We start from the raw sequence: 24,796 nt of genomic DNA, 5'->3' as shown, positions 1-24,796 counted from the left end.
TCAGGTTCAAAAAAACCCTAAGCCTCGGCAGCTTAGGGTTCTCCAAAAGAAGCAGCGGCACTTTCGTGCATTCTGCTCCATTTAGAACCCTTGTCAGCCTCACTGGACTTCTTTTAAAAGGTTTTCTGTATTTGATTCATTTGAGTTGTCATCTTCTGCTTTTTGATGCGGCAGGATCAGATTTAACAGGACACCCGTAATCGCAGCAAGTGCCATTCCAGATAGGGTAAGATTGATTTGTTTCACCTCAATGAATGCCCCGCCAATTCCAATGACTAGGATGACTGATGCGATAATGAGATTACGCTTTTCTTCAAAATTCACCTTATGATCAATCAGAATTCTCAGACCGCTTGAAGCAATGATTCCAAAGAGCAGAAACGAAACGCCTCCCATCACCGCGGACGGCACTGTACTGATTAATGCTGATATTTTTCCTACAAAACCGAAGCAGATCGCAAACACCGCTGCTCCGCCGATGACGAAGATACTGAACACTCTTGTGATGGCTAGTACGCCAATGTTCTCTCCATAAGTTGTTGTTGGCGGTCCGCCAATAAGTGAAGCGAAGATCGTTGCCGCACTGTCTCCTAAAATGGAGCGGTGAAGACCTGGTTTTTTAATAAAATCTTGTCCTACGACCTTACTTAACACCACTTGGTGGCCGATATGCTCAGACATTGTGACAAATGCAACCGGCACCATCACTGTGAGAATGCTTAATGTCACAGCAGGTGTATAGTCGACAAATGGCACGACGAAGTCTGGTACAGCAAACCATTTTGCGTCAATGACCGGCTGGAAGTTCACAATGCCTTGAGTTAAGGCAAAGAGATAGCCGCTGATGATGCCGATTAATACTGGGATTAAGCTAAGGAATCCTCTTAGGAAAATCATACTGATAATGGTCACAGCCAGTGTGAAGCCAGCAACCATTAAGTGCTTGAGGCTGTAAACTAGCTCGGTGGCATTCGGATCAACATACATCGCCATGTTGACTGCTGTTCCAGCGAGTCCGAGTCCGATGACCATAATGACTGGTCCTACGACCACCGGCGGCAGAAGCTTCATCAGCCAGCCTGTGCCGAGCCATTTAATGAACAGGGCGATGAGTGCATAAGCGACACCCGCCATGAAGGCGCCAACCATTGCGGCTCCAGGGCCGCCCGTTGCTTTAACATTCAGTATGGGGGCGATGAAGGCAAAGGACGATCCAAGATACGCCGGAATTTGTCCTCTTGTGATAATTAAGTATACAATCGTTCCCACACCGCTTGAGATGAGCGCGACGGCTGGACTCATATCAATGATTTTTGGTACAAGAATGGTCGCACCAAACATCGCAAACAAATGCTGAAGGCTAAGTGACAGCCATGTGAATGGTTTTGGGATATCTCGAATGCCTAAATTGGCTTTTTGCTGACTCATGATTTTCCTCCTAGATGTGTCCTTTTTCATTAAAAAAGCCTCTTTGCGAGTATGCGCAAAGAGGCCTAGATAAACCGGACACGTCATGTTAGCCGTGTGCTCGGTGTCTCTGTTATTGCCCTCTTTGCAAACTCACTGGAATGCATTTAAAAAGGTTATTTTTCATATATAGCGACAAGGTCGTTCTGATCTACTTCATTGAGCTGAACCATGACTGTCTCTGCTTTTGAAGTCGGAATGTTTTTCCCGATATAATCCGCTCGAATCGGCAGCTCCCGGTGTCCCCGGTCAACGAGCACAGCCAGCTGAATGGAAGATGGTCTTCCTACATCCACAAGGGCATCCATAGCTGCTCTGACGGTTCTGCCTGTAAACAGGACATCGTCAACAACAATAAGTGTTTTGTCATTAATGTCAGCTGGTATGTCTGCACCCTTTACAAGCGGGTCTTGGTTGTCTGTCTTTTTTGTCAGGTCATCACGGTATAGCGTAATATCAAGTTCACCTACAGTGACTGGATTCCCTTCAATTTGCTCGATGCGCTCTGCAAGGCGCTTTGCAAGATGTATGCCTCTTGTCTTGATCCCGGCAAGGATGACATCCTTCATCCCTTTGTTGCGCTCAATCATTTCATGTGCAATTCGGGTAAGCGCTCGTCTAATCGCTTGTTCATCAAGAATGACTGCTTTTTGTTCCATCTATTACACCTCTTTTTGACAAATAAAAAGCCCCTTCTGCAAAGGGCAGAGAGGGGCGTTCATTTGTGCATACGCGTGCACAAATTGATCCGTTATCCTTCTCAGCCTCTCTGGACTGTTTTAAAGAATCTCAATTTCTTTGTTTATTATTTCAGAAAAAGCACGGCCTGTCAATCGTTATTTCTTAATGAATCGATAAAAGCCTGCATATCAGCTGGAATTGGTGCTGTAAACTCGATATATTCTCCTGTTCTAGGATGATCAAATCCTAAAACACCTGCATGCAGCAGCTGTCCATTAAAATCGACTGTTTTTCTCGGCCCATATTTCGGATCTCCTGCAAGAGGGTAGCCGATATATTTCATATGAACACGAATTTGGTGTGTTCTTCCTGTTTCAAGACGGCATTCGACAACCGTGAAGTCTTTAAAGCGTTCAATCACATCAAAGTGAGTAACGGCTTGTTTTGCATTTTCTTTTGTGACCGTCATGCTTTGACGGTCTTTTTTGTCTCTGCCAATTGGTGCATCAATTGTGCCTGTATCATGCTGGATAATACCGTGGACAACAGCCGTATACTTTCTTGTAACAGTTTTAGCCACCAGCTGATTGACGAGTGACTCATGTGCCATATCGTTTTTCGCGACCATTAACAGCCCAGACGTATCTTTATCAATTCGGTGGACAATTCCAGGACGCATCACACCGTTAATCCCTGATAAGTCTTTGCAATGTGCCATCAGTCCATTTACAAGTGTTCCTGACACATGACCCGGCGCTGGATGAACGACCATTCCTCGTGGTTTATTTACGACTAACACATCTGCATCCTCATAATAAATATCAAGATCCATTGGTTCTGCTTCTACATCTAGCGCTTCCGGATCTGGAATCTCCACTTTGATTTGATCCCCAGCTTGTACTTTGTAATTGGCCTTTACTTGTTTCCCGTTTACTTCGATCAGCCCATCTTTTACCCATTGCTGGACTTGGGTTCTTGACCATTCTGGTTCTGTCGTGCTTAGAAATTTATCTAGCCGTTCACTCGTTTGTTCTTCTGAAACGGCAATATTTACTTGATTCATGTAGTTGACTCCTTATTTTTCTTTCCATCTAACAGCATTTGAATGAAGAGCAGAATAACCCCTACACAAAGAGAAGAATCTGCAATATTAAAGATTGGGTAGTGATAATCCCCAAATACGAAATGAGCAAAATCAACCACTTCCTGACGGAAAATACGGTCAATAAAGTTGCCGATCGCTCCGCCAAGCATTAAGGCCAGCGCTACTCCCAGCAGCTTGTCCTTTTGTCCATGTTTTTGTAAGTAATAAACAATTCCCGCAATAACAACGAGTGTGATCACATAGAAAAACCACATTTGCCCTTGGAGAATTCCCCATGCGGCTCCTGAATTTCGGTGAGACGTGATATAAAAGAATCCATCAATGACTGGAACAGAATCACCGAGCATCATATTTTTGACAATGAGCCATTTTGTTAATTGGTCTAAACAAATGATAACGAATGCGATTATGTAATAGAACACACACGTTCCTCCATCTTCATACTTTGATCTTTAAGCATTTTATCAAGAAAACAGGAAGGAGTAAAGAAACTTTAGTTGACAGACAAAAACCTCCCTACATGTGGAAGGCTTCAAAATGAGAATCATTCGATTCGTAAGGATAAGGAGTGAATGCTTTTTTCTCGTATTGCTTATGATATAAAAAGTCGTCAGCCGTGCGGGCGGTAGGAAGAATGCTCATTTGTTCAAGCGGAATTACATCTCCTGTTGCCTCACATATGCCATAGGTTCCTTGTTCAATTTTTGCAATAGCGAGAGACACATCTTGTAGCTCTTCTTTGATGTGATAAAGAAGTGTGGTCGTTTTGACCTCATTCAATGTGACATGCTCAGCGGGTGAACGAAATGATGCGTATTCAAACAGTTTAGATTGCAGCTCTTCTTTCATTTGAAGGAGTTCCGTGTAAATCGTCTCTAGATCGCCATTCATGTCGCTATTTCAACTCCTGCCCTGTCGTGATAATCATATTGTTGCCCCGACTGGTCACTTTAAAGCCATAAGATTTTTCCTTTCGTTCTAAACGCTGTCATTTTCTCATAAAAGAAAACGCCCCGCATATGACGGGGCGCCAGCTTGTGATATCGCACTGTTAATTCTGGTAATATTTCTCCACGATTTCAGCATTTTTCAGCGACAATGTTGGGTATTTCGGATTTGCCCCAACGTCTTTTGAAATAATGCGGGAACGCTCGCACAGTTCTCCTTCTGCTTTTTGAACCACAATTCGTCCTGATGTATATTCAGGCGCTGATGTATCTGCATGCTGCTCATCTTCTACCGTTAATTCAGAGATGATAAAGAGCTGCTTCACATCTTCTTTAATGGATGCAAGAAGGTTTTTCACTTCATCCGTCGCATAAAGCGTCACACTTGCTTCAAGTGAACGTCCGATGACTTTCTCGTTACGCGCAATCTCCAGCGCTTTTAGCACATCGTCACGTACTTCCATAAAGCGGTCAAACTTCGTTTCTGTCGCTTCAGCTTGAGGTACTAGCACACCTTCTGGCATATCTGTTAACTGAACACTTGGCTCTTCAACAAAGCTTAAGTGGCTCCATAATTCATCTGCTGTATGCGGAAGAATTGGTGCAGTCAGCTTCACTAATGCCATTAATGTTTCGTAGAAGACCGTCTGCATGCTGCGGCGGTCTGGATGATCGGCATGCTCAATGTAGACGACATCCTTTGCAAAATCGAGATAGAAAGAGCTGAGCTCAATCGTACAGAAATTGTGAATCGCATGATAGACGACCGCAAATTCGTAATCATCATAAGCTTTTTTCACTTTATCAATCAATTTGTTTAATTTGATCATGATGTATTGATCCACTTCGCGAAGCTCTTCTACTGGCACGGCATTAACTGCTGGGTCAAAGTCAAATAAGTTTCCATGCAGGAAGCGGAAGGTGTTACGGATCTTACGATAGACTTCTGCTACTTGTTTCAAAATATCATCAGACACTGGATGATCGGCTTGATAGTTGACAGAAGATACCCAAAGTCTAAGAATTTCTGCACCAAGCTGCTTCGCGACCTTCGTTGGATCAATCGTATTGCCTAATGATTTACTCATCTTACGTCCTTCTTTATCAAGCGTAAAGCCGTGGCTTAGGACCCCTTTATATGGTGCTTTTCCAGTAACAGCAACTGCTGTTGATAAAGAGGAGTTAAACCAGCCGCGATATTGATCAGAGCCTTCAAGATAAAGATCTGCCGGACGGACTAGGTCATCCCTTTCTTCTAAAACAGCTTGGTGAGAAGACCCGGAATCAAACCATACATCCATGATGTCCTGCTCTTTTGTGAATTCACCATTCGGGCTGCCTGGATGTGTAAAGCCTTCTGGCAATAGCTCTTTTGCTTCTTTTTCAAACCAAATATTCGAGCCATGCTCTCTAAATAATTGAGATACATGCTGAATGGTTTCGTCCGTGATGATCGGCTCACCATTTTCCGCATAAAAGACTGGAATTGGAACGCCCCATACACGCTGTCTTGAAATACACCAGTCACCTCTGTCACGCACCATATTGAACAGGCGTGTTTCTCCCCATGCTGGAACCCATTTTGTTTCTTTAATATTGTCTAATAACGCTTCTCTAAAATCTTTAATGGATGCAAACCACTGAGCTGTCGCACGATAAATCGTTGGTTTTTTCGTTCTCCAGTCATGCGGGTAGGAGTGTGTGATAAAGTCGAGCTTTTTCAGCGCACCTTTTGCTTCAAGCTGTTCTGTGATGGCTTTATTGGCATCCTCGTAGAATAGTCCTTCAAAACCAGGCGCCTCATCTGTCATCACACCTTTTTCATCTACTGGACAGAGCACATCAAGACCGTATTTCATACCGACAATAAAGTCATCTTCCCCGTGGCCTGGTGCTGTGTGAACACAGCCAGTTCCCGCATCAGTTGTCACGTGGTCGCCAAGCATCACAAGAGAATCTCTACCATAAATCGGATGCTCTGCAACGACGTTATCTAATTCTTTTCCTTTTAATGTTTTCACGACTTCATACTCTTCAAAGCCAAGCGTTTTTGCCACTTGTTCAACGAGCTCAGATGCGACAACATATCGCTCAGCACCTACTTGAAGAACACTGTACTCTAAGTTTGGATGAACACAAATGCCAAGGTTTGCAGGAAGCGTCCAAGGTGTTGTTGTCCAGATAATGAATTGTTCGCCGTTTTCAAGAACGCCTTTGCCATCTTTTACTTTAAACGAAACGTAAATCGATGGTGAACGTTTGTCTTTATATTCAATTTCCGCTTCAGCGAGGGCTGATTCACTTGAAGGAGACCAGTTAACAGGCTTTAATCCTTTATAGATATAGCCTCTCTTCGCCATTTCACCAAAGACAAGAATTTGCTGCGCTTCGTATTCAGGCTTTAATGTGACATATGGATTGTCCCAGTCTGCTCTGACGCCTAATCGCTTAAACTGGCTGCGCTGACCTTCAATTTGCTTCCAAGCATACTCCTCGCATAGTTTGCGGAATTCTGCTGTAGACATTTCTTTGCGTTTTACTTTTTTATTTTTAGTGAGAGCTGTTTCAATTGGCAACCCGTGTGTATCCCAGCCCGGTACGTACGGTGCATGGTACCCGTTCATTGATTTAAAACGGACGATAAAATCTTTTAGGATTTTATTGAGTGCATGCCCCATATGAATGTCACCATTCGCATATGGAGGTCCATCATGCAAAATAAACGTCGGGCGTCCTTTAGTCCGCTCTAAAACCATTTGATAGATGTCTTTCTCTGCCCATTCCTCTTGGATTTCAGGCTCTTTGTTCGGCAAGTTCCCTCTCATCGGGAATTCTGTTTTCGGCATTAATAAGGTGTCTTTGTAGTTCATACCCATTCCTCCACATGCAAATTCTGATTAAAAAACAATAAAAAAAGCCCTCTCATCCCATAAGGGACGAGAAGGCTTGTCTCGCGGTACCACCCTTTTAGACAAGCGATATGAAAGAGCCGCTTATCCACTCAAAAATCGTAACGTGATCAGACGCCTTTTCTTACTGGTTTTTTCAGAAAAGGAACTAAAGGGGTGATCTCATTGCAGCGTCTCGTAATGTCAGGCTTCCACCATCCCTGATTCGCTTTATTACGCATGTGACAGCTGCGAGTGTCCCTTTCAAACGTTTATCTCTTGTTAATTTATGATGGTATTATATGCAACATGAGCACGTCATGTCAAGATGATGCGCTTATTCTTTTTCGTCAAAGACAGCGTCTACTTCATATTCCAGTAAATGATCCCAATCGTCATTTTTCAGAAGATCAAGCTGCGCTTCGATGAGCATTTGGAAGCGAGTTCTAAAGACCTTCGACTGTTTCTTCAGCTCTTCGATTTCCATTGCAATCTTTCTTGATTTTGACAGCGCTTCGTTGATAATACGGTCTGCATTTTTCTCTGCTTCACGAATAATCAATTTTGCTTCTTTATCAGAATGACGCTTTACGTCTTCCGCTGCTTCCTGCGCCACAAGAATCGATTTGTTTAATGTCTCTTCAATTGTTGCAAAATGACCTAGTCTTTCGTCAAGCTCGTTTACTTTGTCTTCAAGCTCGTTCTTTTTACGAAGTACGATCTCGTAGTCTTTACGTACTTGGCTTAAAAACTCGTTTACTTCGTCTTCGTCATAGCCGCGAAAGCTTTTTGTGAACGTTTTATTATGAATATCATTAGGTGTTAATGGCAACCTCGCCACCTCCAGATTCAAGTTCGTTATGTCAGAAGCTCAAATGTTACTTTGAATTTATCTTTTTTGGTCTTCCCATCAATCGTTTTGAGGCTAAAGCGGCCAAATCCCCGAACAGAGAGCTGATCGCCTTCACCGATTGTAAAGGAAGGGTCCTCAGTGACTTTCCAATTGACTTTGACAAGCCCATTTTTGACTAAAAGCTGTGCTTTTTGCCGAGACTGACGGCTGACAGCAGCGCATACAGCATCCAGCCGAAGTGAAGAAATGGTATCTTCTTTGATATCAGTCTTCGTGATCACTGGCTTTATTTCTGCCTGCGTGATTTCCTCTAATGAAACGGCTGCTCTGCCGACATGTGTCAGCTGCGCCCGCACAAAATCGGCGACATCACTTGTACAAATAAATTGCACATCTTCCTCTGAAAATAATAGATCTCCGAATTTTTGACGCTTCAAGCCTGTCCCAATCAATGAACCGAGAAGCTTCGGGTGTTCTATGGAAATAAACTTTTTCGCATAGTTCACCTGTAAATATGACAGCTCAACATCTTGAATAGAAGGTTCTAAATAATCAGGATAAATGAGAGCTCTTTTGCGCTCCGCTCCCTCATACCCGCCAAAAAACATGATCCCAAGTTCTTCGCCATGCTGGATGACGGACTCAGTAATAAATTGCTCACGCGGATCAAGAAAATCTGTTAATTTCATTCGATATTGGTCGAGTGCGATTTTTTTCCAGCCTAACACTTGGTCAACAAATGGCTGTTCGTCTTTTCTAAAATGCTGATAGATATCGCTCATTTTGTTCCCCTCTTATGTAAAAGAGCCTGGCAGTGCCAAGCCCGGCAGCCTGTTTACATGAAGCGCACAATCATATTGTAAAGACCAGTTAGTCCATATGATGATGCAAAACGAATCACAAGCAATGCCACAATCGGCGAGATGTCAATCATGCCGATTGGCGGAATAATTTTACGAAATGGTTCTAAATACGGTTCGCAAATATTTGTCAGAAAACGGCCAAACACAGTTTCTCTTGCAGATGGCACCCATGACATAAAGATGTAAATAATAATCGCGAATGAGTAAATCGTTAATACCGTTCCTAAAATATTAAAAATGAAATTTAGAATCACTATGATTTACCACCTCTGAGGTTCTTCCTCTGTCAATAGCTCTGATATTGTGCCAGATACATCTACATTATCAGGTGTGCAGAGGAATATATTCGAGCCAATACGCTGGATGTCTCCACCGATTGCATAAACAGTTCCGCTTAAGAAGTCAATGATTCGCTTTGCTTGATCATGCTGAATGCGCTGCAAATTCACGACGACTGCACGTCTGTTTTTAATATGGTCTGCAATCTCCTGCGCTTCTGCATAAACACGCGGCTCACTTAACACCACTTTAGAGGATTTTTGCACGCTTTGCAAGCTGACAACATTTTGTTTTCCTGTCTGCGGACGATCTTGAAATGCTGCTTTGTCCTTCGTTCCTTTTTCTTCTTGAACGGGTTCTCTTTCTTCATCAATATATTCGTACTCATACTCTTCATCGTCGAGAGTGAAAAAGCTTTTAAACTTATTTTTTATGCTCATGTCACGCACCTCCTGTTTCATTTCCAACAAGTGAAGAGCCAATCCGAACGAATGTCGCACCTTCTTCAATTGCGATTTCAAAATCATTTGACATGCCCATCGATAAATGCTGACAAGGTGCATTTACTTGGTTAAGATGTTTTACTTCTTCTCGAAGTTTTTTTAATGTTTTAAAACAGTTTCGAATCACAGTGTGATCATCTGTAAATGGAGCCATCGTCATCAGTCCAGCAATTTCAATCTGTTTGAAATCAGCGAGCTGCTTCACAAATGGAATGACGTCTTCACTTTTCAAGCCGTGTTTTGACTCCTCAAGTGACGTGTTCACTTGTACAAAACAGCGAACTGTGTGATCCGCTCTTTTTTCAATTTCATTCGCAAGAGACATCCTGTCGAGCGAATGTAAGTAGTCAATTGTCTGAATGACAGATTTCACTTTACGTGTTTGTAAACTGCCGATGAAGTGCCAGCTAATGTTTTCATCGGTTATGGCCGCCTGCTTTTCAAGTAACCCTTGGTCACGATTTTCACCAAAATGCATAATTCCTGCTTCTTTGGCTTCTTGTGCTCGTTCAATTGAGACATACTTTGTCACAGCAACGACCGATACATCTGCTGGATGTCTACCGGCTCTTTTACATGCTTCGTTTATTTGTTCATTTATTTGTCTGAGATTCTCTCGTACATTCAATTGCACTTATGCCTCCTTAAACCCGACAAAAGACATCATACGTCCTGTTTTGCCTTGATCACGCCGGTGTGAGAAGAATAGCTGATCATTGCAGCTTGTGCACATCGAACTGACATGTATGTTTTCTTCTTTTATTCCTGCATGAAGCAATACGTTTTTGTTTAATGTTTTCAAATCAATTTTATATTGTCCTTGTGAAATCTCGGAATACACATCCTCTGTTGAAAAAGGAAGCTGTTTCACTTGATCCATGACTGCGTCATCGACTATGTAGCAGCAGCTGCCAATGGACGGTCCAATGACGACTTGAATATGATCGGCCTTGGCACCTTCTTGGCGGACCCATTCATCAACCATCTTTGCACCAATTTGCTTGACGGTTCCTTTCCAGCCGGCATGAGCCGTTCCAATTAATCCGTTTTGCGGAGCTAGAAAATAAAGCGGAACACAATCAGCGAAACAAAGAGCGAGCATCATGTTCGTCTCAGAGGTATATAAACCGTCTGTACCAGGCAGTGCCTCATGATAATGAAGACTTCCTCTTCCTCTTTGCTCCTTGGTGACTTTCAGGATGCGATCCTCGTGTGTTTGGTCTGCAAACACCCAATCAGAGAGCGGCACAGCAGCAGCATCTGCTATGACTTGACGATTCATTTGAACACTAGAAGCATCATCTCCTACATGGAGTCCAGTGTTCAATGATTGATATGGAGGTAGGCTGAAGCCGCCATTTTTTGTCGTAAATCCGGCCAATACCTCTTTTCCAGAACATGTCATGTTCGTCCAATCATGAATGGTCATTGCATATGGTGATTTCTGCTGAAAGGGGTCATATTTGTGTGTCAAAGCTGCCTCCCACCTTTCATTCATCTCTCTTTATATCGCTCCTATTTTACCACAAGACATGCATAGACAGTTAGTGGGATTCATTAAATATTACACTCAAATGTGCCCTTTCTGCAGGTTTTTTTTCAAATTGATATGAAAACGTAATCTTTTTACCCGAAAAAGACATTGTTTGCTGAGAATGGAGAGTTTGTTTTAAGGAAAAATTGAATGATTCATTGAGGAGTTATATGAATTAAGAAGACAATCGGACAAGTATCACATCTTCGCCAATTTTTACTATATTTCGCCAAGGGACGATCATTTCCTCTTCTTTTCCGAAAAATCCCATCATTTTCCCTGTGCCGCCAATAATAATCGCTTGTATTTTGCCGCTTGTCACATTAATATCAATGTCCCCAATGGTGCCTAGTTTTTTTCCGCTGGATACATCGACGACATCCTTGATTTGGAATTCAGAAATACTGATCATCTGTCCTTCCCCGCCTTTCGTTTTCTACTATAATATGTATGATGGAAAAGCAGGGACGCAGACCAATAGTTTCTTTTATCTACAATTTACTTAAATGCGGACGGCCATTTCTCCACATGACATCTACCGGACATTCAAAAAAAGAAGAAAGCAAGCCGCTTGTCATCATTTCTTTCGTTTCTCCTTGATCAAAAACAGATCCATCTTTTAATAATAAGGTGTGCTGAAAAACAGGCAGAATCTCCTCTGCATGATGGGTCGTATAGAGCAAAGTAGGCGCATCAGGCTTTGCTGCAATAAATGAGATGGTCTCCAGCACTTGCTCTCTTGCTAAAAAATCAAGACCCGTCACAGGTTCATCTAAAATCAAAAGCTGCGGACCATTCATTAAAGCCCTCGCAATCAAGACTTTTTGCTTCTCTCCCTGTGAGAGGGTTTCATATGTTCTGTTGGCATATTTGAATGAACCAAATGCTTTTAATAGATCAATGGCTTTCTCTCTCATTTCATCTGTCGGGGTTTCATAAAGCCCGATAGAAGCAAATGCGCCGCTAAGTACAATTTCAAAAGCATTGTCGTCTCTATGCAATTTCTTTTCAAGTCCCGCTGAGATGAGACCAATTTTCCTCCTGAGCTTTTCACCAAGAGCTTCCTTGCCAAAGACATGTCCCAGCACTGTCATCTCGCCTGACGTGGGGAAATAATAAGAGCAGAGCATATTTAATAAAGCGGTTTTTCCCGCACCATTTAAACCGTAAAGCACCCAGTGTTCCTGCTTGTTCACCTGCCAGTCAATAGACTGCAGCAGCCATTTCCCATTTCTTTTTAATGAAACATTCTTCAATTCAAGTGACACCATAACTTCCTCCTGATTAAAAATTCCGAATATACAAATAATGAATGTTTACAGCATATCGTAAATGCTCTTTCCGGTAAACCTCATATAAAAAAGCTGCTCCTTATTAGGAACAGCTTTTTTTTACATGGTTACGAAATTTCAATTCGTACGCCTTCTTTTATATCAGGAAACGTGTGCGGGGATGCAAAAACAGCACCTGGTAATACATCATCAAACGGTTCTTGGAAGTAGATCGAAATATGGCCGAGCTCTTTAAAGTTATCATTTGCTTTATTGCCGAGGGCTGTGATCGTGTACGTTTGATCGCCCACTTGAATGGTTCCGCCCAGCTTCAGCGGCTCTTCTTCTAGATGCTCGAACTCATGAATGACAGACATATCTCTTAATTCCTGCGGCGCTGCGGGTCCAAATAAAACAATCAGCTTATCTTCTTTAAATTGAGGGACTAAGATCCCAATTTCTTTTACGACAGATTGTGTTACCATGTATCTCGATTCCTCCTTTAATACTTAATACATACCGAAGCTGGCAACGTATGCGATCACAACAGATAGAACCCCTGTAATAAGACGGCTATACAAAACAGCTGGTACCCCATATTGTACCGTTTCCGGCTTCGCTTCACCAAGTGACAGCCCCACTGGAATAAAATCACACCCTACTTGGCCGTTGATGGCAAATAGTGCAGGAAGTGCAAATTGAGGCGGAATGTTTCCTAGTGCAATTTGACTACCAATCAGAACACCGATGACTTGGGCAATGACTGCTCCAGGTCCTAAGACAGGTGATAGGAACGGCAGTGTACAGACCACAACGAGCAGTAAGAGCCCCCAAAGAGATCCTGCCAAAGGTGATAGAAAATGGGCAATCAGGTCACCGATTTTTGTATAATTGATAATTCCAATTAACATACTGACAAATGCCATGAAAGGAATAATGTTTTTCAAAAGCATATCAACAGAATCACGGCCGGCCTGGTAGAACGTACCGGTGACTTTCCCGATTCCGCGTGAGAACCTCATCAGGAAATTGCCTTTTTCCTGCCGCTCAATATTTTCCTCTTTCAGCTTTGCATACGTTTCTTTGAAATTCTCTTTGTCAATCGACTCACTGTTTTCCTGACCTTCTGCTTTCGCCTCACCATCAGATGCTTCTGCATAGGAAATATCTTTTTCTGTTACGCCTGATACGAAGATATCTTCTGTAATATGTTTAGCAAGCGGCCCAGAAGGAGAGGATGCCAAAACGTCTACAGTAGGAATGCGTTTCATTGGATAAAGTCCGATTCGCGCTGTTCCACCGCAGTCAATGACAACACACATCATTTCATCTTCTGGTATAGAGTTTTTAAAGCCGTCACATGCTTCTGTCCCTGTCATTTCTGCAATTTTACGTGCAACCGGGTGAATGCCTCCCCCTGTAATGGAAACAACCTTTCTTCTTTTACCAGTTGGTTCAAGCTCTAAGCCTTCTCCCCATCCGCCAGCACCTTTTGCAACAAATACTTTGTGGTTTGTCATGTCTAACCCTCCCCTATTGTGAATTCGCTTTCATTTTTCCTGCTAAATATTTTGTAATCCATTCAGTAATGATTCCGCGTAGTAAAATGACGACGATCCCGACTAAGAAGTAACGAACAGCAAGCTCTGACATTGAATATCCAGCTTCTTTAATCCCGTTCGCAATTCCTAAGTAGACAAATAGTTCTCCTGCGTTGGCATACGGGAACAGTGATGTCACCGGATGAACAAATGAAACAGCTGAATCATAGAATGCTGGTTTTTGTTTTTCAGGTAAGAAGCGGCCAAACGTATAAGCCATTGGGTTTGTCAAAATAAGAACAGATAAGATCGGCATTAACGTGTAGCGCAAAATGGTATATTTCGCTGCAAACTGAATGGCTCTATTCACTCGCTCTTCTCCAATAAATTTCATGACAGCATAAGTGAAAGTAAGTAACACAACAAGCGTTGGAACGATACCTGTAATTAGACCCATGAACTGCTTTCCGCCGGCTTCAAACATTCCGATAAAGTGCTCTCCAAACCATTGAATCCATTCCATGTTTCATCTCCCCTTTCTTTAGTTCACATTTGTTATATTTTTTTTCGAAATTGAGACAAGTGCCTGCTCAGCCGCCATGGAAAGAGCTTGCATGACAGCTGGCGCTTTTTTGCGCTTTTTCAACGTCTTCTTCATCATATGGTGCTCGTCCAGCACAGCCCCTACATGCTTGCCTTCATATGCAGGGACTTCTTTAAATTTAGATAAGATCGACACGCCGCCAAGCACATGGCATTTTTGAATGATATACGATTCATCCACAATGATGAGCGCAATGGCCCCAGGGCCAACTTTGCGCCGTTCCATTCCTGAAAATAAGTGATAGCCCTGTTTCCCTCTGTAGTCATCAATCAGTGAGTCCATGCTTTTGCGGTAATACTTGATTTGAATAAAAGATAACCCATACTGCACAATGAGAATGATACAAAGTACGATTGCTAATTTTTCCATAGCTTCACGTCCTTATGATTGAAATAAGTGATCTTGTAATGAACGCAGCTTCCAGACGGTTGTGTTTGAATCAAGCTCTACATCATCATGAGTAAGGAACTGTCCTAATTTGATGTCTTTTTTCGCTACAACTTTTCCGCTGATTAAGCCAATTGGAATGTGACCGTTCGTTTTCATGTCTTGATGCGTTTCAAGTACACCTCTTACGGAGTATCCGCCAATTCCGTCAAGTGATTCCCCTGCTTTAATATCTCTTTTCGCAACAGCGACTGTTTCTGACACTGGTACACCAATCGGGTGGATCGATGAATCATGCTGTAAGACCGCTTTTGCGATGGTAACAGGTGTTTCAAGACTCGCTAAGTGGAAAGGACGGTAAAGCGTGTAGTGAGGACCTTTTCCAACTTTTAAGTAACGAAGCTCTTCATCTACTGGCTCTAGATCACTCTTGACGATAACGAATACGCCTGGAGCAAGTCCATTTACATATTCAACGACTCCGAAGTGATCGAGCACGCCGCCTTGTTGTTTTTGATTCAATTTATCTGCTACATTCTCTAAATTTGCTTCGACTCCGTGCATACCGACTTTATCTGGCAAAAGCCCTGTCGCGTTACTTAATAAGTTCATTTCTGCCATTGTTTTTGTTCCGTCTTGGAAGGCAGCGAGCATATGTGCACTCATATGTTTACTATCTGCTTCTGCTTTACACGTATCTGGATTTGCTTCTGGGAAGAATGGGTTGTTCTTGCCTTTCCCAGCAACGAGCACCTCAAGTCCCATTGTTTTTGCAAATTCATATAATTCTAGTGTTGCTGCCGGTTCGTCTCCAGCTGATCCAGAATAAACAAGTCCTGCATTTGTGAATAATTTATGCATCACCAAACCGATGGTAATATCAACTTCTACATTTAAAAGAACGAGATGTTTCTTTGAATTAAGCGCTTCCAAAGAAATGTTTGCTCCGACCTCTGGCACTCCTGTTGCATCTACGACAACTTCCACAGAATCTGATTGAATCACTTCTCTATAATCATTTGTGACGACCATTTGATGCGGCTTCGCATGCTGCTTGTAAAAATTCGCTGCCTTCTCTGCTGCACTAAGGTGAATATCACAAACACCTGCTACAATCATGCCTGGAATTTTAGAAATTTGTGAAATAAGTCCAAAGCCCATTTGGCCTGCCCCAATAATTCCTACTTTGATTGGATCTCCACTGCGTTCTCGAGCTAACAACTGTTGATAGATTGACATCTAAATCATCCTTTCAGGTTTTCTTGCTTCTCGGGAAGATTGCTAGAAAAATAATCTGAAACTTTTAACAAATGTTATAAAAATTAACAAAAATCTGTTTCTTGTAACATTTGTTATTTTATTTATCATTTGTTATGAACTTAGTTTATATGATGTGTCAACTTTGTGTCAAGCTAAAATCGATAAAATTTTCAATCTTTTTGAGTCTAAAGACTCAAAAAAACTACCTAATCATATTAGGTAGTTACTTTAATAAGGCATCTCCTGTTCGTTCATCCGTAATTAATACATGTATTAATCCACCTTCTAATGCTGCCCGGATCGCTTCAACTTTTTCTTCTCCTCCAGCGACACCAATGACAAGCGGGATTTCTTTCAGCTTTTGCGGGCTTATGCCCATTACCCTGTCGTTCCATGGGTGAGGATACACTTCCCCTTGGTGATCAATAAAGTTATAGCAAATGTCACCCGCTACATCCTTCGCTTGAAGAATATCCTCCTCACCGCTTGTCATATAAGATTTCACCATCGTTGAATGCTGCGGAACCCCGCCAATCCCGACAACCGCAATATTTGATGATTCTCCTAGTTCAATCACTTTTTTGATTGACGGCTGCCGAATTAGTACATCCTTCGCTTCTTTCGTATCAAGCATGACAGGCACATGTAAAAACTCACATTTAGATTTGAGTGCCTCTGTGCATCTCGCAATAATATAATTGGCATGGATATCAACATCTTCGTTTCCCACACCCCCGACAAGCGGAACAAATGTCACAGATGGGTAATGCTGAACTGACGTAAGCGCTTTCGCCATTTCATGCAAAGTGGTTCCTGAGGAAAAACCGATGACTTGTCCATCCTTCATGACTTTTAATAAAAAGCCAGCCGCCGCAGCGCCGATTCGGCTTTTTGTTGTTTCTTGGCTGAGCGTTTCCACACAGACGACTTCTCGCAGCCCGTATTTCCGCTCTATTTTTCTTTCTAAAGATCCATATTGTTGATTCATTTCATCATGAATAATGATTTCCACGATTCCTGCTTCACGTGCTTTTGCCAAATATTTCGATATGAGCGAACGGCTAACCCCAACCGCTTCTGCTATTTTAGATTGAGTGGCGCCTTCTTCATAATACATATGCGCAACCTTAATGAGCAGCCTTCTTTCATCATGGAATGTCATAATAACCCTTCTTTCCGCTTAAGTGTTTCCTAACAAATGATATCTTAAATAACATTTGTTAAAAACAGATTAAATGAAAAAAATAACAGAGTCAATACTAGAGACGTGCTCTTTCCAAGAATGAAAAAAGCCGCACATGAAGCGGCGGCTTTAAAAGATGTTTTTATTCATTTGTTTGATGGCTGCTTTTTCAAGTCTTGAGACTTGTGCTTGAGAAATCCCGATCTCTTCAGCGACTTCCATTTGCGTTTTTCCTTGGAAGAAGCGTTTGCGAAGAATCATTTTTTCTCGATCATTCAGTCGGCGCATTCCCTCTTTTAAGGCCAATTCCTCTACCCATTGTGTGTCTTTGTTCCGTTCATCACTAATTTGATCCATCACATAAATCGGATCTCCTCCGTCATTATAGATCGGTTCAAACAAAGAAACAGGATCTTGAATCGCATCTAGGGCAAAGACAATTTCCTCATGAGGCACTTCCAGCACTTTGGCAATGTCTTCTGCCGTTGGCTCCTTGCTTGTCTCACTAATCAGCCTCTCACGAACCTGAAGCGCTTTGTAGGCAATATCTCTTAGTGAACGAGACACCCGAATTGGGTTGTTATCACGCAAGTATCGACGGATTTCTCCTATGATCATAGGGACCGCATAAGTTGAAAATCTGACATTGTGGCTTAAATCAAAATTATCAATTGATTTCATTAATCCGATACAGCCTACTTGGAAGAGATCATCCACATACTCGCCTCTGTTGTTAAAACGCTGAATCACACTTAAAACCAACCGCAAATTGCCATTGACTAGCTTTTCTCTTGCTGTATCGTCACCCTCATCTTGCAGCTGTCTGAACAATTTTCTCATCTCTTCGTTTTTCAGAACAGGCAGTTTGGAGGTGTCGACTCCGCAGATTTCCACTTTATTTCTGGACACTTTTTTCCCTCCCTACAGGAGCTGTTGTACAAAGTTCAGTATCTCCTTGGGATGGAAAAATATGCACGAGTGATGACGAGAATCATGAGAAAAGAAGTTGATTCCTTTGACAGCAGAGGGACAGAGCTTTTTAAAAATTTTTTTTAGACCATTTTGTTAAATTCTTTTTGTAATCGTTTAATAATTCTTTTTTCAAGCCTTGAAATATACGACTGGGAAATGCCTAGCATGTCAGCGACATCTTTTTGGGTTTTTTCCTCACCGCCAACCAAGCCGAATCTGAGCTCCATGATCTGTTTTTCACGGTCATTTAATTGCTCCAGCGCTTTTTTCAAAAGTTTTTTATCTACATTTGCTTCAATATCCCGTGTGATAATATCATCATCTGTTCCAAGTACGTCTGATAAAAGCAGTTCATTTCCGTCCCAATCAATGTTGAGCGGCTCATCAAACGACACTTCTGAACGAATTTTATTATTTCGGCGCAAATACATCAAAATCTCGTTTTCAATACATCTCGAAGCATACGTCGCAAGCTTGATCTTTTTTTCTGGGTTAAATGTATTGACTGCCTTAATTAGACCAATAGTTCCAATACTAATTAAATCCTCAATATTAATCCCTGTGTTTTCAAATTTTCTTGCGATGTAGACCACCAACCGCAAATTTCTTTCAATCAGGATGGCCCTTGCTGTTTGATCACCTTTTGGTAATTTGACAAGCAGTTCCTGCTCTTCATCCTTTGATAATGGCGGCGGCAGCGCCTCACTACCACCAATATAATAAATCTCATCACTCTTAAGACCTAGCTTCATGAGGAGTTTATACCAGTAGTAAGTGAGTTTAAATTTTAATTTTTTCATCTTCTTCTCCCTTCTAAATGTCAAGTTGACCTCGTAAGATAAAAGACATCACCAAAACTTAAGACACCCCTTGGATTATTTTTCCATCTAACATATCTGGATGAATGATGGATTGAAATTCCTGATCTGCTGATAAACCGCTCAGACTCATGCCTACAAAACACTTGGCTGGCTGGATCATATGCGTTTTTGAATAAATGATGACCGTATCTGGTTTTAAGCATAGAAGAAACCCGTGATCATGACCGACCGCTCGATATGGAACAAGTCTTAAACGATCAAGAAGCGGAAATTGATCATCGAGCTTTTGCATCACTTCAACAGGATGAGACTGCTTCATAAGCTCTATAAAGGGCTCTCCGCAAATGGACATGAGCTCATCTGCCTGAACGATCATCACAGGTGTTTTCGTCATAGGATCATACAGCTGATTGCCAGAATCGACGAGTCCCTTTAAGCGGATGGTCTCTCCTTGAATGTGTATCTCCGCAAGGACTTGTTCATCAAACTGTCTTTTTTTCGCACCGACCTCTCCTAATCGTTTCTTTGAAAACAGCCAAATCGCTGGAAAGCCGGTTAAAACAAAAAGCCAGCTAATGGGATCACCAAAGCCATCATTTTGTGAAATCAGCAGCCCGTCTTGAATAACAGTATTGGTTTGTAAAAACGAATGAACCCCGATCATGCCTCCTCCCATCAAAAATGTGATAAAGTAAAAAGCAAACAGGTTTTGAAAAAAGGATCGAAATCTTTGAAATCCAAAAGTGGCAAGCACGATCAAGACAGAAAAAAGCAGTTTGCCCAAAGGGTGTGACACAAACATTGCAAATGGTGTAAAGAGCAAGAGAACAATGCTCGATCCAATCAGAGCTCCTAACATATATCGCCGTTTTTTTACTTGTCGTTTGAGAATAAATGCAGTGAGTAAGAGAAGCAATAGATCAAAACAAAAGTTTAACAGCCAAATCACATCTAAATAAATGACCACCTTCTGCTCCTTTCATCTGAAACAAAGAATCAAAAGCAGTACTTGCACTTGTTTGTACCAGTATAAAACAGCCAAGAGATGGAAGTCTGTCAATTCTTGTTGGGGATGATAGAGAACTTTTGGTGGATTGTTATTGTTTTTGTCGAGGAATGAGAGCACAAAGAAAGAGAGTGTGCTTCCGGACAAGCATACAAACAATTATTCGAAACGAAAAAAGACACGCTCCAAGGAGTCGTGCCTTTTTTAAGGATTATTTTTCATTGATATTTAATGTGCCTGGAGCCTTTTGTCGAGTAACATTTCCATAATCATCCCGCACAATCACTTCAATGACTGCACCTTTTGCTTTAGCGGTAGAAGTAGCTGTCCAGTAGCCTTCATATGTTCCGCCGGCTACCTCACGAAGCGGCAGCTCTGTTGTATTTTGCAGCTTTGATCTCGCGTTTGTCAGCGGCATGTGAATGACAAACGTTGCGTCTAGCTTTTCACTGCTGTTAAATGAAATTTTAACAGACTCACCTGATGATAGATTGACATTCTCTGCTGGTGTCAGCTTAGAAATCTCAGGCGCTTCGTATTGAACATCGATATCGACTTTTTTAGTCGTTTTGTTTCCTGCTGCATCTTTTGCTGTTACTTTGATCGTATTTTTCCCGTTTTCAAGCAGGATTCTTGCAGAATATTTCCTATCTTTTATTGCTGCTTTTTTTCCATTCACAGTGACTTGATCAAGATGATCATCCGTTACCTTTCCTTCTACAGTGAGTGATTCTTTGTTAGACTTTTCCCCTTTTTTTGGTGTATCTATCGTTAAAACTGGGGCTGTTTGATCAATGATCACCTTGACCGATTTGGATTTTTTCGTTGCGCCTTTATCCGTAACAGTAGCAGCCGTGAATACATGCTCTCCGCTTGACACTGTAACCTTCTCTTTGAAAGCACCCGACTGATCTGCTTTCACTTTGGCAATCTCTTCATCGTTTTGATAGATCGCTACATCAAGCCCTGGAGAGGCTTTGCCTTCAATCTCCAGTTCATCTTTGTTCGTGATCGTTCCAGCCTTTGGAGATGTTATTTCTGGTACATCTGCTTCATATTGGACAAGCGCACGAATCATATAATTTCCCTCTTCTTTTGGGGAAGGAGAAAAGGCACCGCTTGTCAGCTGCCAGCTTCTTTCAGCATTTGGTCCATCTTCATCTGTTGCAAGGCCTGGAGATTCCGTATTCTTTTTCGTTTGAATATAGACAAGATAGAAATCTCCATCCACCGTAATGGCTTGATCTTCTAAATCTACTTTTGTCCATTCTCCATTACGCAGCGCATTCGCTTTGAAAGGTCCAGCAAGTTTCTCACCTGGAGCGCCGTCCTTCCCAGAAGCATCATACACTTCAACCGCAAATTCATTCCCGCCAGGGGCTGGCCACTCTGTTGTCCAGAAACGAAAAAGCCCCCCTGTGACCTGTGCTTGTTTCTTCCCTTTTTCTAATGAAAATTTCACCGCCCAGCCATTACCAGGATCATAGAACGCCCGTGCATTTTCAGGTGTTCCGTCATCGTAGCCAATTTCGCCAGCAAAACCGATGAAAGGTTCCAGCTTGATTGCTTTTTCAAGCGGCTTTTCTGTCACATCGGCTGTAAACGAATATCCTTTAAACCCTTTCGCAAATACTTTGACTGTATACACACCGCTCAATGCCTCTAGAGAAAACTCGCCAGATTCATCTGTTTTCACCGGCTCAATTTTCGCATCCTCTACAAGATAAACCGTAGCATCCTTTACTTTTTCACCCGTTGTTTCATTGACAATTGTGCCAGATATCGTTCGTTTTTCTAGTGGCTGCAGGGAGAAATTTGCCTCTGCTTGATCATTTGCAGGAATATTGACTTTTTGTGTGCGTGATTCAAAGCCATATGCTTCAGCTTTCACTGTAAATTCCCCTGCACCATGAGAAAGCTGATATCTCCCTGTCGCTTCATCTGTGTACGTGGACTTGCCGCTTTCAAGCACACTGATTTCTGCCTTCATCGGAAGAGCTTTGATAGATGGGGCATCTAAGCTTTTTTCCTTTTTCATCTGGACATGCTTTTCTTTTATTTTAGCAGGCTTTGCACTTTTCGGATCGACGGGTTTCTTCTGCTCCTGTGCTGACTTTTCTTTTTTGATGACGCCAAGTTGTTTCTTTGCCTTTTGAGGCAAGGCTTGATCTGTTATTTTCACATCATCTAAATAAAAACCGTCTTTTGTCACACTGCCATCCGTTCTTAGCTGAAAAATAACTCTCACGTTCTGACCTTTGTAGGCAGATAAATCAACTTCTCCTTTTGTCCATCCACTTGTTTTGCCTGTGTAGGCTGCCACTTGGACAGCATCTTCCCCCTCAGGCTGCACATGAATATGCACATAGTCATAATTTGCTTCAAGGTCATGCCAGTATTGAAATTGTAAAAAGGAGGATCCTGACTCAGGTACAGCAATCATCGGCATAGATAAATGAGCATCTGTTTGATTTTCATAAGGACTGTCTAGGTTTGTAGCGTAGACATGATCTCCAGTAAAGGCCTGTTTCGGACCTGTGGTCGGCTTCCCCCACTGCCAAGGATCTTTTGTTCCACCACTGAACCATCCACTTGGCCAAGCTTCAAAATCTTGCGAGTAGCCAGTCGTGATGGATGTTTTAATCGGAAGCGTATACGGTTCTGATGCGGCTTCATTTTCTCCAAAATCTTTCACAATCCATCGGTACGTGACGTTTTCCCCCTCAAGTTCTGGGAGCTGGACAACATATGTCCCTTTTAAATGATTTCCATCCGTTCGTTTTGCTTGAAGCGTCTCCCTTTTCCCTTGATCCACTTGATAGCTCAAGGAGACATTTGTCACAGCTACTTCATCTTCTGCTGTAATACTAAGAGGTGTTGGCGTAGAGGCAAAAATTTCATTCGGTCCTTTATGAGAAAATACAGGTGGTTCTGTATCTTCTCCTTCTTTTGTTACCTGCCCTTCAATCTTGCCAATTCCATCTGTTAATGCTGTAATCGCTTCTTTTGCATCAACTAATCCTGCCCCATAGCCATTGTTAGGGGATTCCGGGAATTGTTGATCTGTCAGTGGTTTTGCAGTATCAATGAGAATTTCTTCAATCTCTTCAACAGACAGATCTGACTGTACTTGGCGCAGAAGAGCCACAACAGCTGAAACATGCGGACCTGCCATCGAGGTTCCATTCCAGCCATCCTCATATCCTTTCCCTGGAATAGAAGAACGAATGTTTACCCCTGGGGCCGCAATATCTGGTTTCATGACCCCATATGGAGAGGGACCTTGCAAAGAGAAAGAACCCAGTTTGTTGTTTTGATCTGTTGCACCCGTCGCAAAGGCTTCGGGATAGTTCGCAGGATTTGCAATAGATCCCTCACCGCCAGGGTTAAATAAATCCGTATTACCAGCTGAAAATTCTGGGAAGATGTCCGCTGCTCTCCAAGCATTGACCACATCTTTATACCAATCATCAAGACCAGGCCCACCGCCCCAAGAATTATTGACCACATCTGGCGCCTTTTCTGGATGAGGGGTTCCGTTTTTATCTTTTGGAGCTAAAATCCATTCACCTGCGTCAAGCAGATCAGCATCTGATCCACCATCTTCTGAGAAAGCTTTCACCGCGATCCATTTTGCACCTGGTGCGACTCCAATTTGATTCTCTCCATTTGGCTCAGAGCCAACCATCGTTCCCGTTACATGTGTACCATGCTCTAAATCATCGTATGGCGCTTCAGAACCTGTCGTTGCATCGTACCAATTGAATTCATGAGAAGGTTCATTCGGACGTGCAGGATCAAATCCACGGTATTTTTCTTTTAATGCAGGATGATCCCATTCCACACCTGTATCAATACTTGCCACAACGGTACCAGTTCCGTCATAGCCTAAAGCCCACGCTTCTGGGGCATGAACTTGAGAAATGTTCCACTCGATTCCATCTGCTGCTTTGATTTGTTTGTTTTTCTTTGAAGTTTTCAAATCAACAGGACGATGGATTTGACGGATTTCATTTGGCAGCACTTGATCTACTTCTGGGAAGGAAGCCACCTTTTCCATGACTTCTTTCGTTCCCGTCACAGCGAGACCATTTACAATATAGTACGAATGAATATCCTTCACTTGCTTTTTCTTTTGTGCCTTTTGTAAATAAGCAAGCAGCGCTTCTTGCGTCTCTTCAGACGTCGCTCTTAGTTCTGATACGACAGCTGATCTTTTTGTGTACTGCGTTTTAGCTGCTGTTAACTTCTGTTTTTTGGCCTTTGACACAGCATCCTTCGCCACTTTTTTGACATTGGTTTGTTCCTTCATTTTGACTAAAAAGGTCACCTTGTCTTCTTGTTGAAACTGTTTCATTAATCTAGATGAGATCTTTGCTTTTGTTTTCTTGGAGGAAACAGCTTCCTCTTGATATGAGGTAGAAGTCGATTTTGCTTGAACCATCCCAAAGCTTGTCATCGTTAAAGTACCAATCACCAAAAGACTCATCAAACGATAGCCGGCGGTTTTGCGAAACTTCACTTTCAATCAAATCCCTCCTCCTCAAATGGTCAAACAGTGTATGGGTTTAACTCCTCCCTTTCCTTTGTTCATGACAAGATTCATGGTGTTCTATTTAATGTAGTCAAAT

The 24,796-nt window shown here is 42.2% G+C and carries 24 protein-coding genes and 1 other annotated feature; all 24 genes read right to left on the bottom strand.

The genetic code is table 11. From position 1 onward, the window contains the following. Positions 1-99: 99 nt before the first annotated feature. The gene (locus tag AAYR28_RS07395) at positions 100-1,428 is read right to left on the bottom strand and encodes a solute carrier family 23 protein (RefSeq protein WP_025092549.1); all 1,329 of its coding nucleotides are present in this window, start codon (positions 1,426-1,428) and stop codon (positions 100-102) included. A 155-nt stretch (positions 1,429-1,583) separates the two neighbouring features. Beyond that, positions 1,584-2,126 carry a bifunctional pyr operon transcriptional regulator/uracil phosphoribosyltransferase PyrR gene (gene pyrR, locus AAYR28_RS07390; RefSeq protein WP_024424234.1) on the bottom strand — a complete coding sequence of 181 codons (543 nt, stop codon included), beginning with the start codon at positions 2,124-2,126 and terminating at the stop codon, positions 1,584-1,586. 170 nt (positions 2,127-2,296) lie between these two features. Next, positions 2,297-3,211 (bottom strand): RluA family pseudouridine synthase, encoded by a 915-nt coding sequence (locus tag AAYR28_RS07385; protein WP_024426940.1) that lies wholly within the window; start codon positions 3,209-3,211, stop codon positions 2,297-2,299. Then, positions 3,208-3,675 carry a signal peptidase II gene (gene lspA, locus AAYR28_RS07380; protein WP_024424236.1) on the bottom strand — a complete coding sequence of 156 codons (468 nt, stop codon included), beginning with the start codon at positions 3,673-3,675 and terminating at the stop codon, positions 3,208-3,210. Before lspA ends, AAYR28_RS07385 begins: the two co-directional genes overlap by 4 nt. 94 nt (positions 3,676-3,769) lie before the next feature. After that, the gene (locus AAYR28_RS07375; protein WP_024424237.1) at positions 3,770-4,144 is read right to left on the bottom strand and encodes a TraR/DksA family transcriptional regulator; all 375 of its coding nucleotides are present in this window, start codon (positions 4,142-4,144) and stop codon (positions 3,770-3,772) included. 160 nt (positions 4,145-4,304) lie between these two features. Beyond that, positions 4,305-7,070 (bottom strand): isoleucine--tRNA ligase, encoded by a 2,766-nt coding sequence (gene ileS, locus AAYR28_RS07370; RefSeq protein ID WP_046310879.1) that lies wholly within the window; start codon positions 7,068-7,070, stop codon positions 4,305-4,307. Positions 7,071-7,129: 59 nt separating this feature from the next. Beyond that, positions 7,130-7,366, bottom strand: a binding site (T-box leader). A gap of 59 nt (positions 7,367-7,425) precedes the next feature. Continuing rightward, entirely contained in the window at positions 7,426-7,920 is a 495-nt protein-coding gene (locus tag AAYR28_RS07365; RefSeq protein WP_008344947.1) for a DivIVA domain-containing protein, read from the bottom strand. 26 nt (positions 7,921-7,946) lie between these two features. Continuing rightward, complete coding sequence (locus tag AAYR28_RS07360; RefSeq protein ID WP_345808964.1) at positions 7,947-8,723, bottom strand: RNA-binding protein; 777 nt, start codon at positions 8,721-8,723, stop codon at positions 7,947-7,949. A gap of 53 nt (positions 8,724-8,776) precedes the next feature. After that, positions 8,777-9,058 (bottom strand): YggT family protein, encoded by a 282-nt coding sequence (locus AAYR28_RS07355; RefSeq protein WP_024424240.1) that lies wholly within the window; start codon positions 9,056-9,058, stop codon positions 8,777-8,779. 6 nt (positions 9,059-9,064) lie between these two features. After that, entirely contained in the window at positions 9,065-9,523 is a 459-nt protein-coding gene (gene sepF / locus AAYR28_RS07350; protein ID WP_024424241.1) for a cell division protein SepF, read from the bottom strand. Position 9,524: 1 nt separating this feature from the next. Next, positions 9,525-10,214 (bottom strand): YggS family pyridoxal phosphate-dependent enzyme, encoded by a 690-nt coding sequence (locus AAYR28_RS07345; protein ID WP_327825852.1) that lies wholly within the window; start codon positions 10,212-10,214, stop codon positions 9,525-9,527. Positions 10,215-10,220: 6 nt separating this feature from the next. Then, positions 10,221-11,084: a peptidoglycan editing factor PgeF gene (pgeF, locus tag AAYR28_RS07340; RefSeq protein ID WP_029707668.1), complete on the bottom strand. Its 864-nt coding sequence runs from the start codon at positions 11,082-11,084 to the stop codon at positions 10,221-10,223. Between the two features lie 211 nt (positions 11,085-11,295). Then, positions 11,296-11,532 carry a YlmC/YmxH family sporulation protein gene (locus AAYR28_RS07335; RefSeq protein WP_008344958.1) on the bottom strand — a complete coding sequence of 79 codons (237 nt, stop codon included), beginning with the start codon at positions 11,530-11,532 and terminating at the stop codon, positions 11,296-11,298. A 79-nt stretch (positions 11,533-11,611) separates the two neighbouring features. Next, a complete protein-coding gene (locus tag AAYR28_RS07330; RefSeq protein ID WP_345808963.1) occupies positions 11,612-12,388 on the bottom strand; it encodes an ABC transporter ATP-binding protein in 777 nt (258 codons plus the stop codon). Positions 12,389-12,519: 131 nt separating this feature from the next. Continuing rightward, the gene (locus AAYR28_RS07325; RefSeq protein WP_007499733.1) at positions 12,520-12,876 is read right to left on the bottom strand and encodes a PTS glucitol/sorbitol transporter subunit IIA; all 357 of its coding nucleotides are present in this window, start codon (positions 12,874-12,876) and stop codon (positions 12,520-12,522) included. A gap of 24 nt (positions 12,877-12,900) precedes the next feature. Continuing rightward, positions 12,901-13,911: a PTS glucitol/sorbitol transporter subunit IIB gene (srlE, locus tag AAYR28_RS07320; protein ID WP_024426936.1), complete on the bottom strand. Its 1,011-nt coding sequence runs from the start codon at positions 13,909-13,911 to the stop codon at positions 12,901-12,903. A gap of 13 nt (positions 13,912-13,924) precedes the next feature. Further along, complete coding sequence (gene srlA / locus AAYR28_RS07315) at positions 13,925-14,455, bottom strand: PTS glucitol/sorbitol transporter subunit IIC (RefSeq protein WP_024424246.1); 531 nt, start codon at positions 14,453-14,455, stop codon at positions 13,925-13,927. Between the two features lie 18 nt (positions 14,456-14,473). Continuing rightward, positions 14,474-14,905, bottom strand: a complete 432-nt coding sequence (locus tag AAYR28_RS07310; protein WP_024424247.1) for a transcriptional regulator GutM — start codon at positions 14,903-14,905, stop codon at positions 14,474-14,476. Positions 14,906-14,917: 12 nt separating this feature from the next. After that, a complete protein-coding gene (locus AAYR28_RS07305) occupies positions 14,918-16,162 on the bottom strand; it encodes an NAD(P)H-dependent oxidoreductase (protein WP_061109810.1) in 1,245 nt (414 codons plus the stop codon). A gap of 244 nt (positions 16,163-16,406) precedes the next feature. Then, complete coding sequence (locus AAYR28_RS07300) at positions 16,407-17,345, bottom strand: sugar-binding transcriptional regulator (protein WP_061109809.1); 939 nt, start codon at positions 17,343-17,345, stop codon at positions 16,407-16,409. A gap of 150 nt (positions 17,346-17,495) precedes the next feature. After that, positions 17,496-18,275 carry an RNA polymerase sporulation sigma factor SigG gene (gene sigG / locus AAYR28_RS07295; protein WP_034317964.1) on the bottom strand — a complete coding sequence of 260 codons (780 nt, stop codon included), beginning with the start codon at positions 18,273-18,275 and terminating at the stop codon, positions 17,496-17,498. A gap of 143 nt (positions 18,276-18,418) precedes the next feature. Further along, positions 18,419-19,138, bottom strand: coding sequence for an RNA polymerase sporulation sigma factor SigE (gene sigE / locus AAYR28_RS07290; protein ID WP_007499746.1), 720 nt, complete (start codon positions 19,136-19,138; stop codon positions 18,419-18,421). Between the two features lie 58 nt (positions 19,139-19,196). Continuing rightward, the gene (spoIIGA, locus tag AAYR28_RS07285; protein ID WP_061109808.1) at positions 19,197-20,126 is read right to left on the bottom strand and encodes a sigma-E processing peptidase SpoIIGA; all 930 of its coding nucleotides are present in this window, start codon (positions 20,124-20,126) and stop codon (positions 19,197-19,199) included. Between the two features lie 250 nt (positions 20,127-20,376). Further along, complete coding sequence (locus tag AAYR28_RS07280) at positions 20,377-24,693, bottom strand: S8 family peptidase (protein WP_061109807.1); 4,317 nt, start codon at positions 24,691-24,693, stop codon at positions 20,377-20,379. Positions 24,694-24,796: the final 103 nt, after the last annotated feature.

It is taken from the genome of Bacillus safensis, from assembly GCF_039619585.1.
GTDB classification, from domain to species: domain Bacteria; phylum Bacillota; class Bacilli; order Bacillales; family Bacillaceae; genus Bacillus; species Bacillus safensis.
This window is presented reverse-complemented; position numbering and strand designations above follow the sequence as displayed.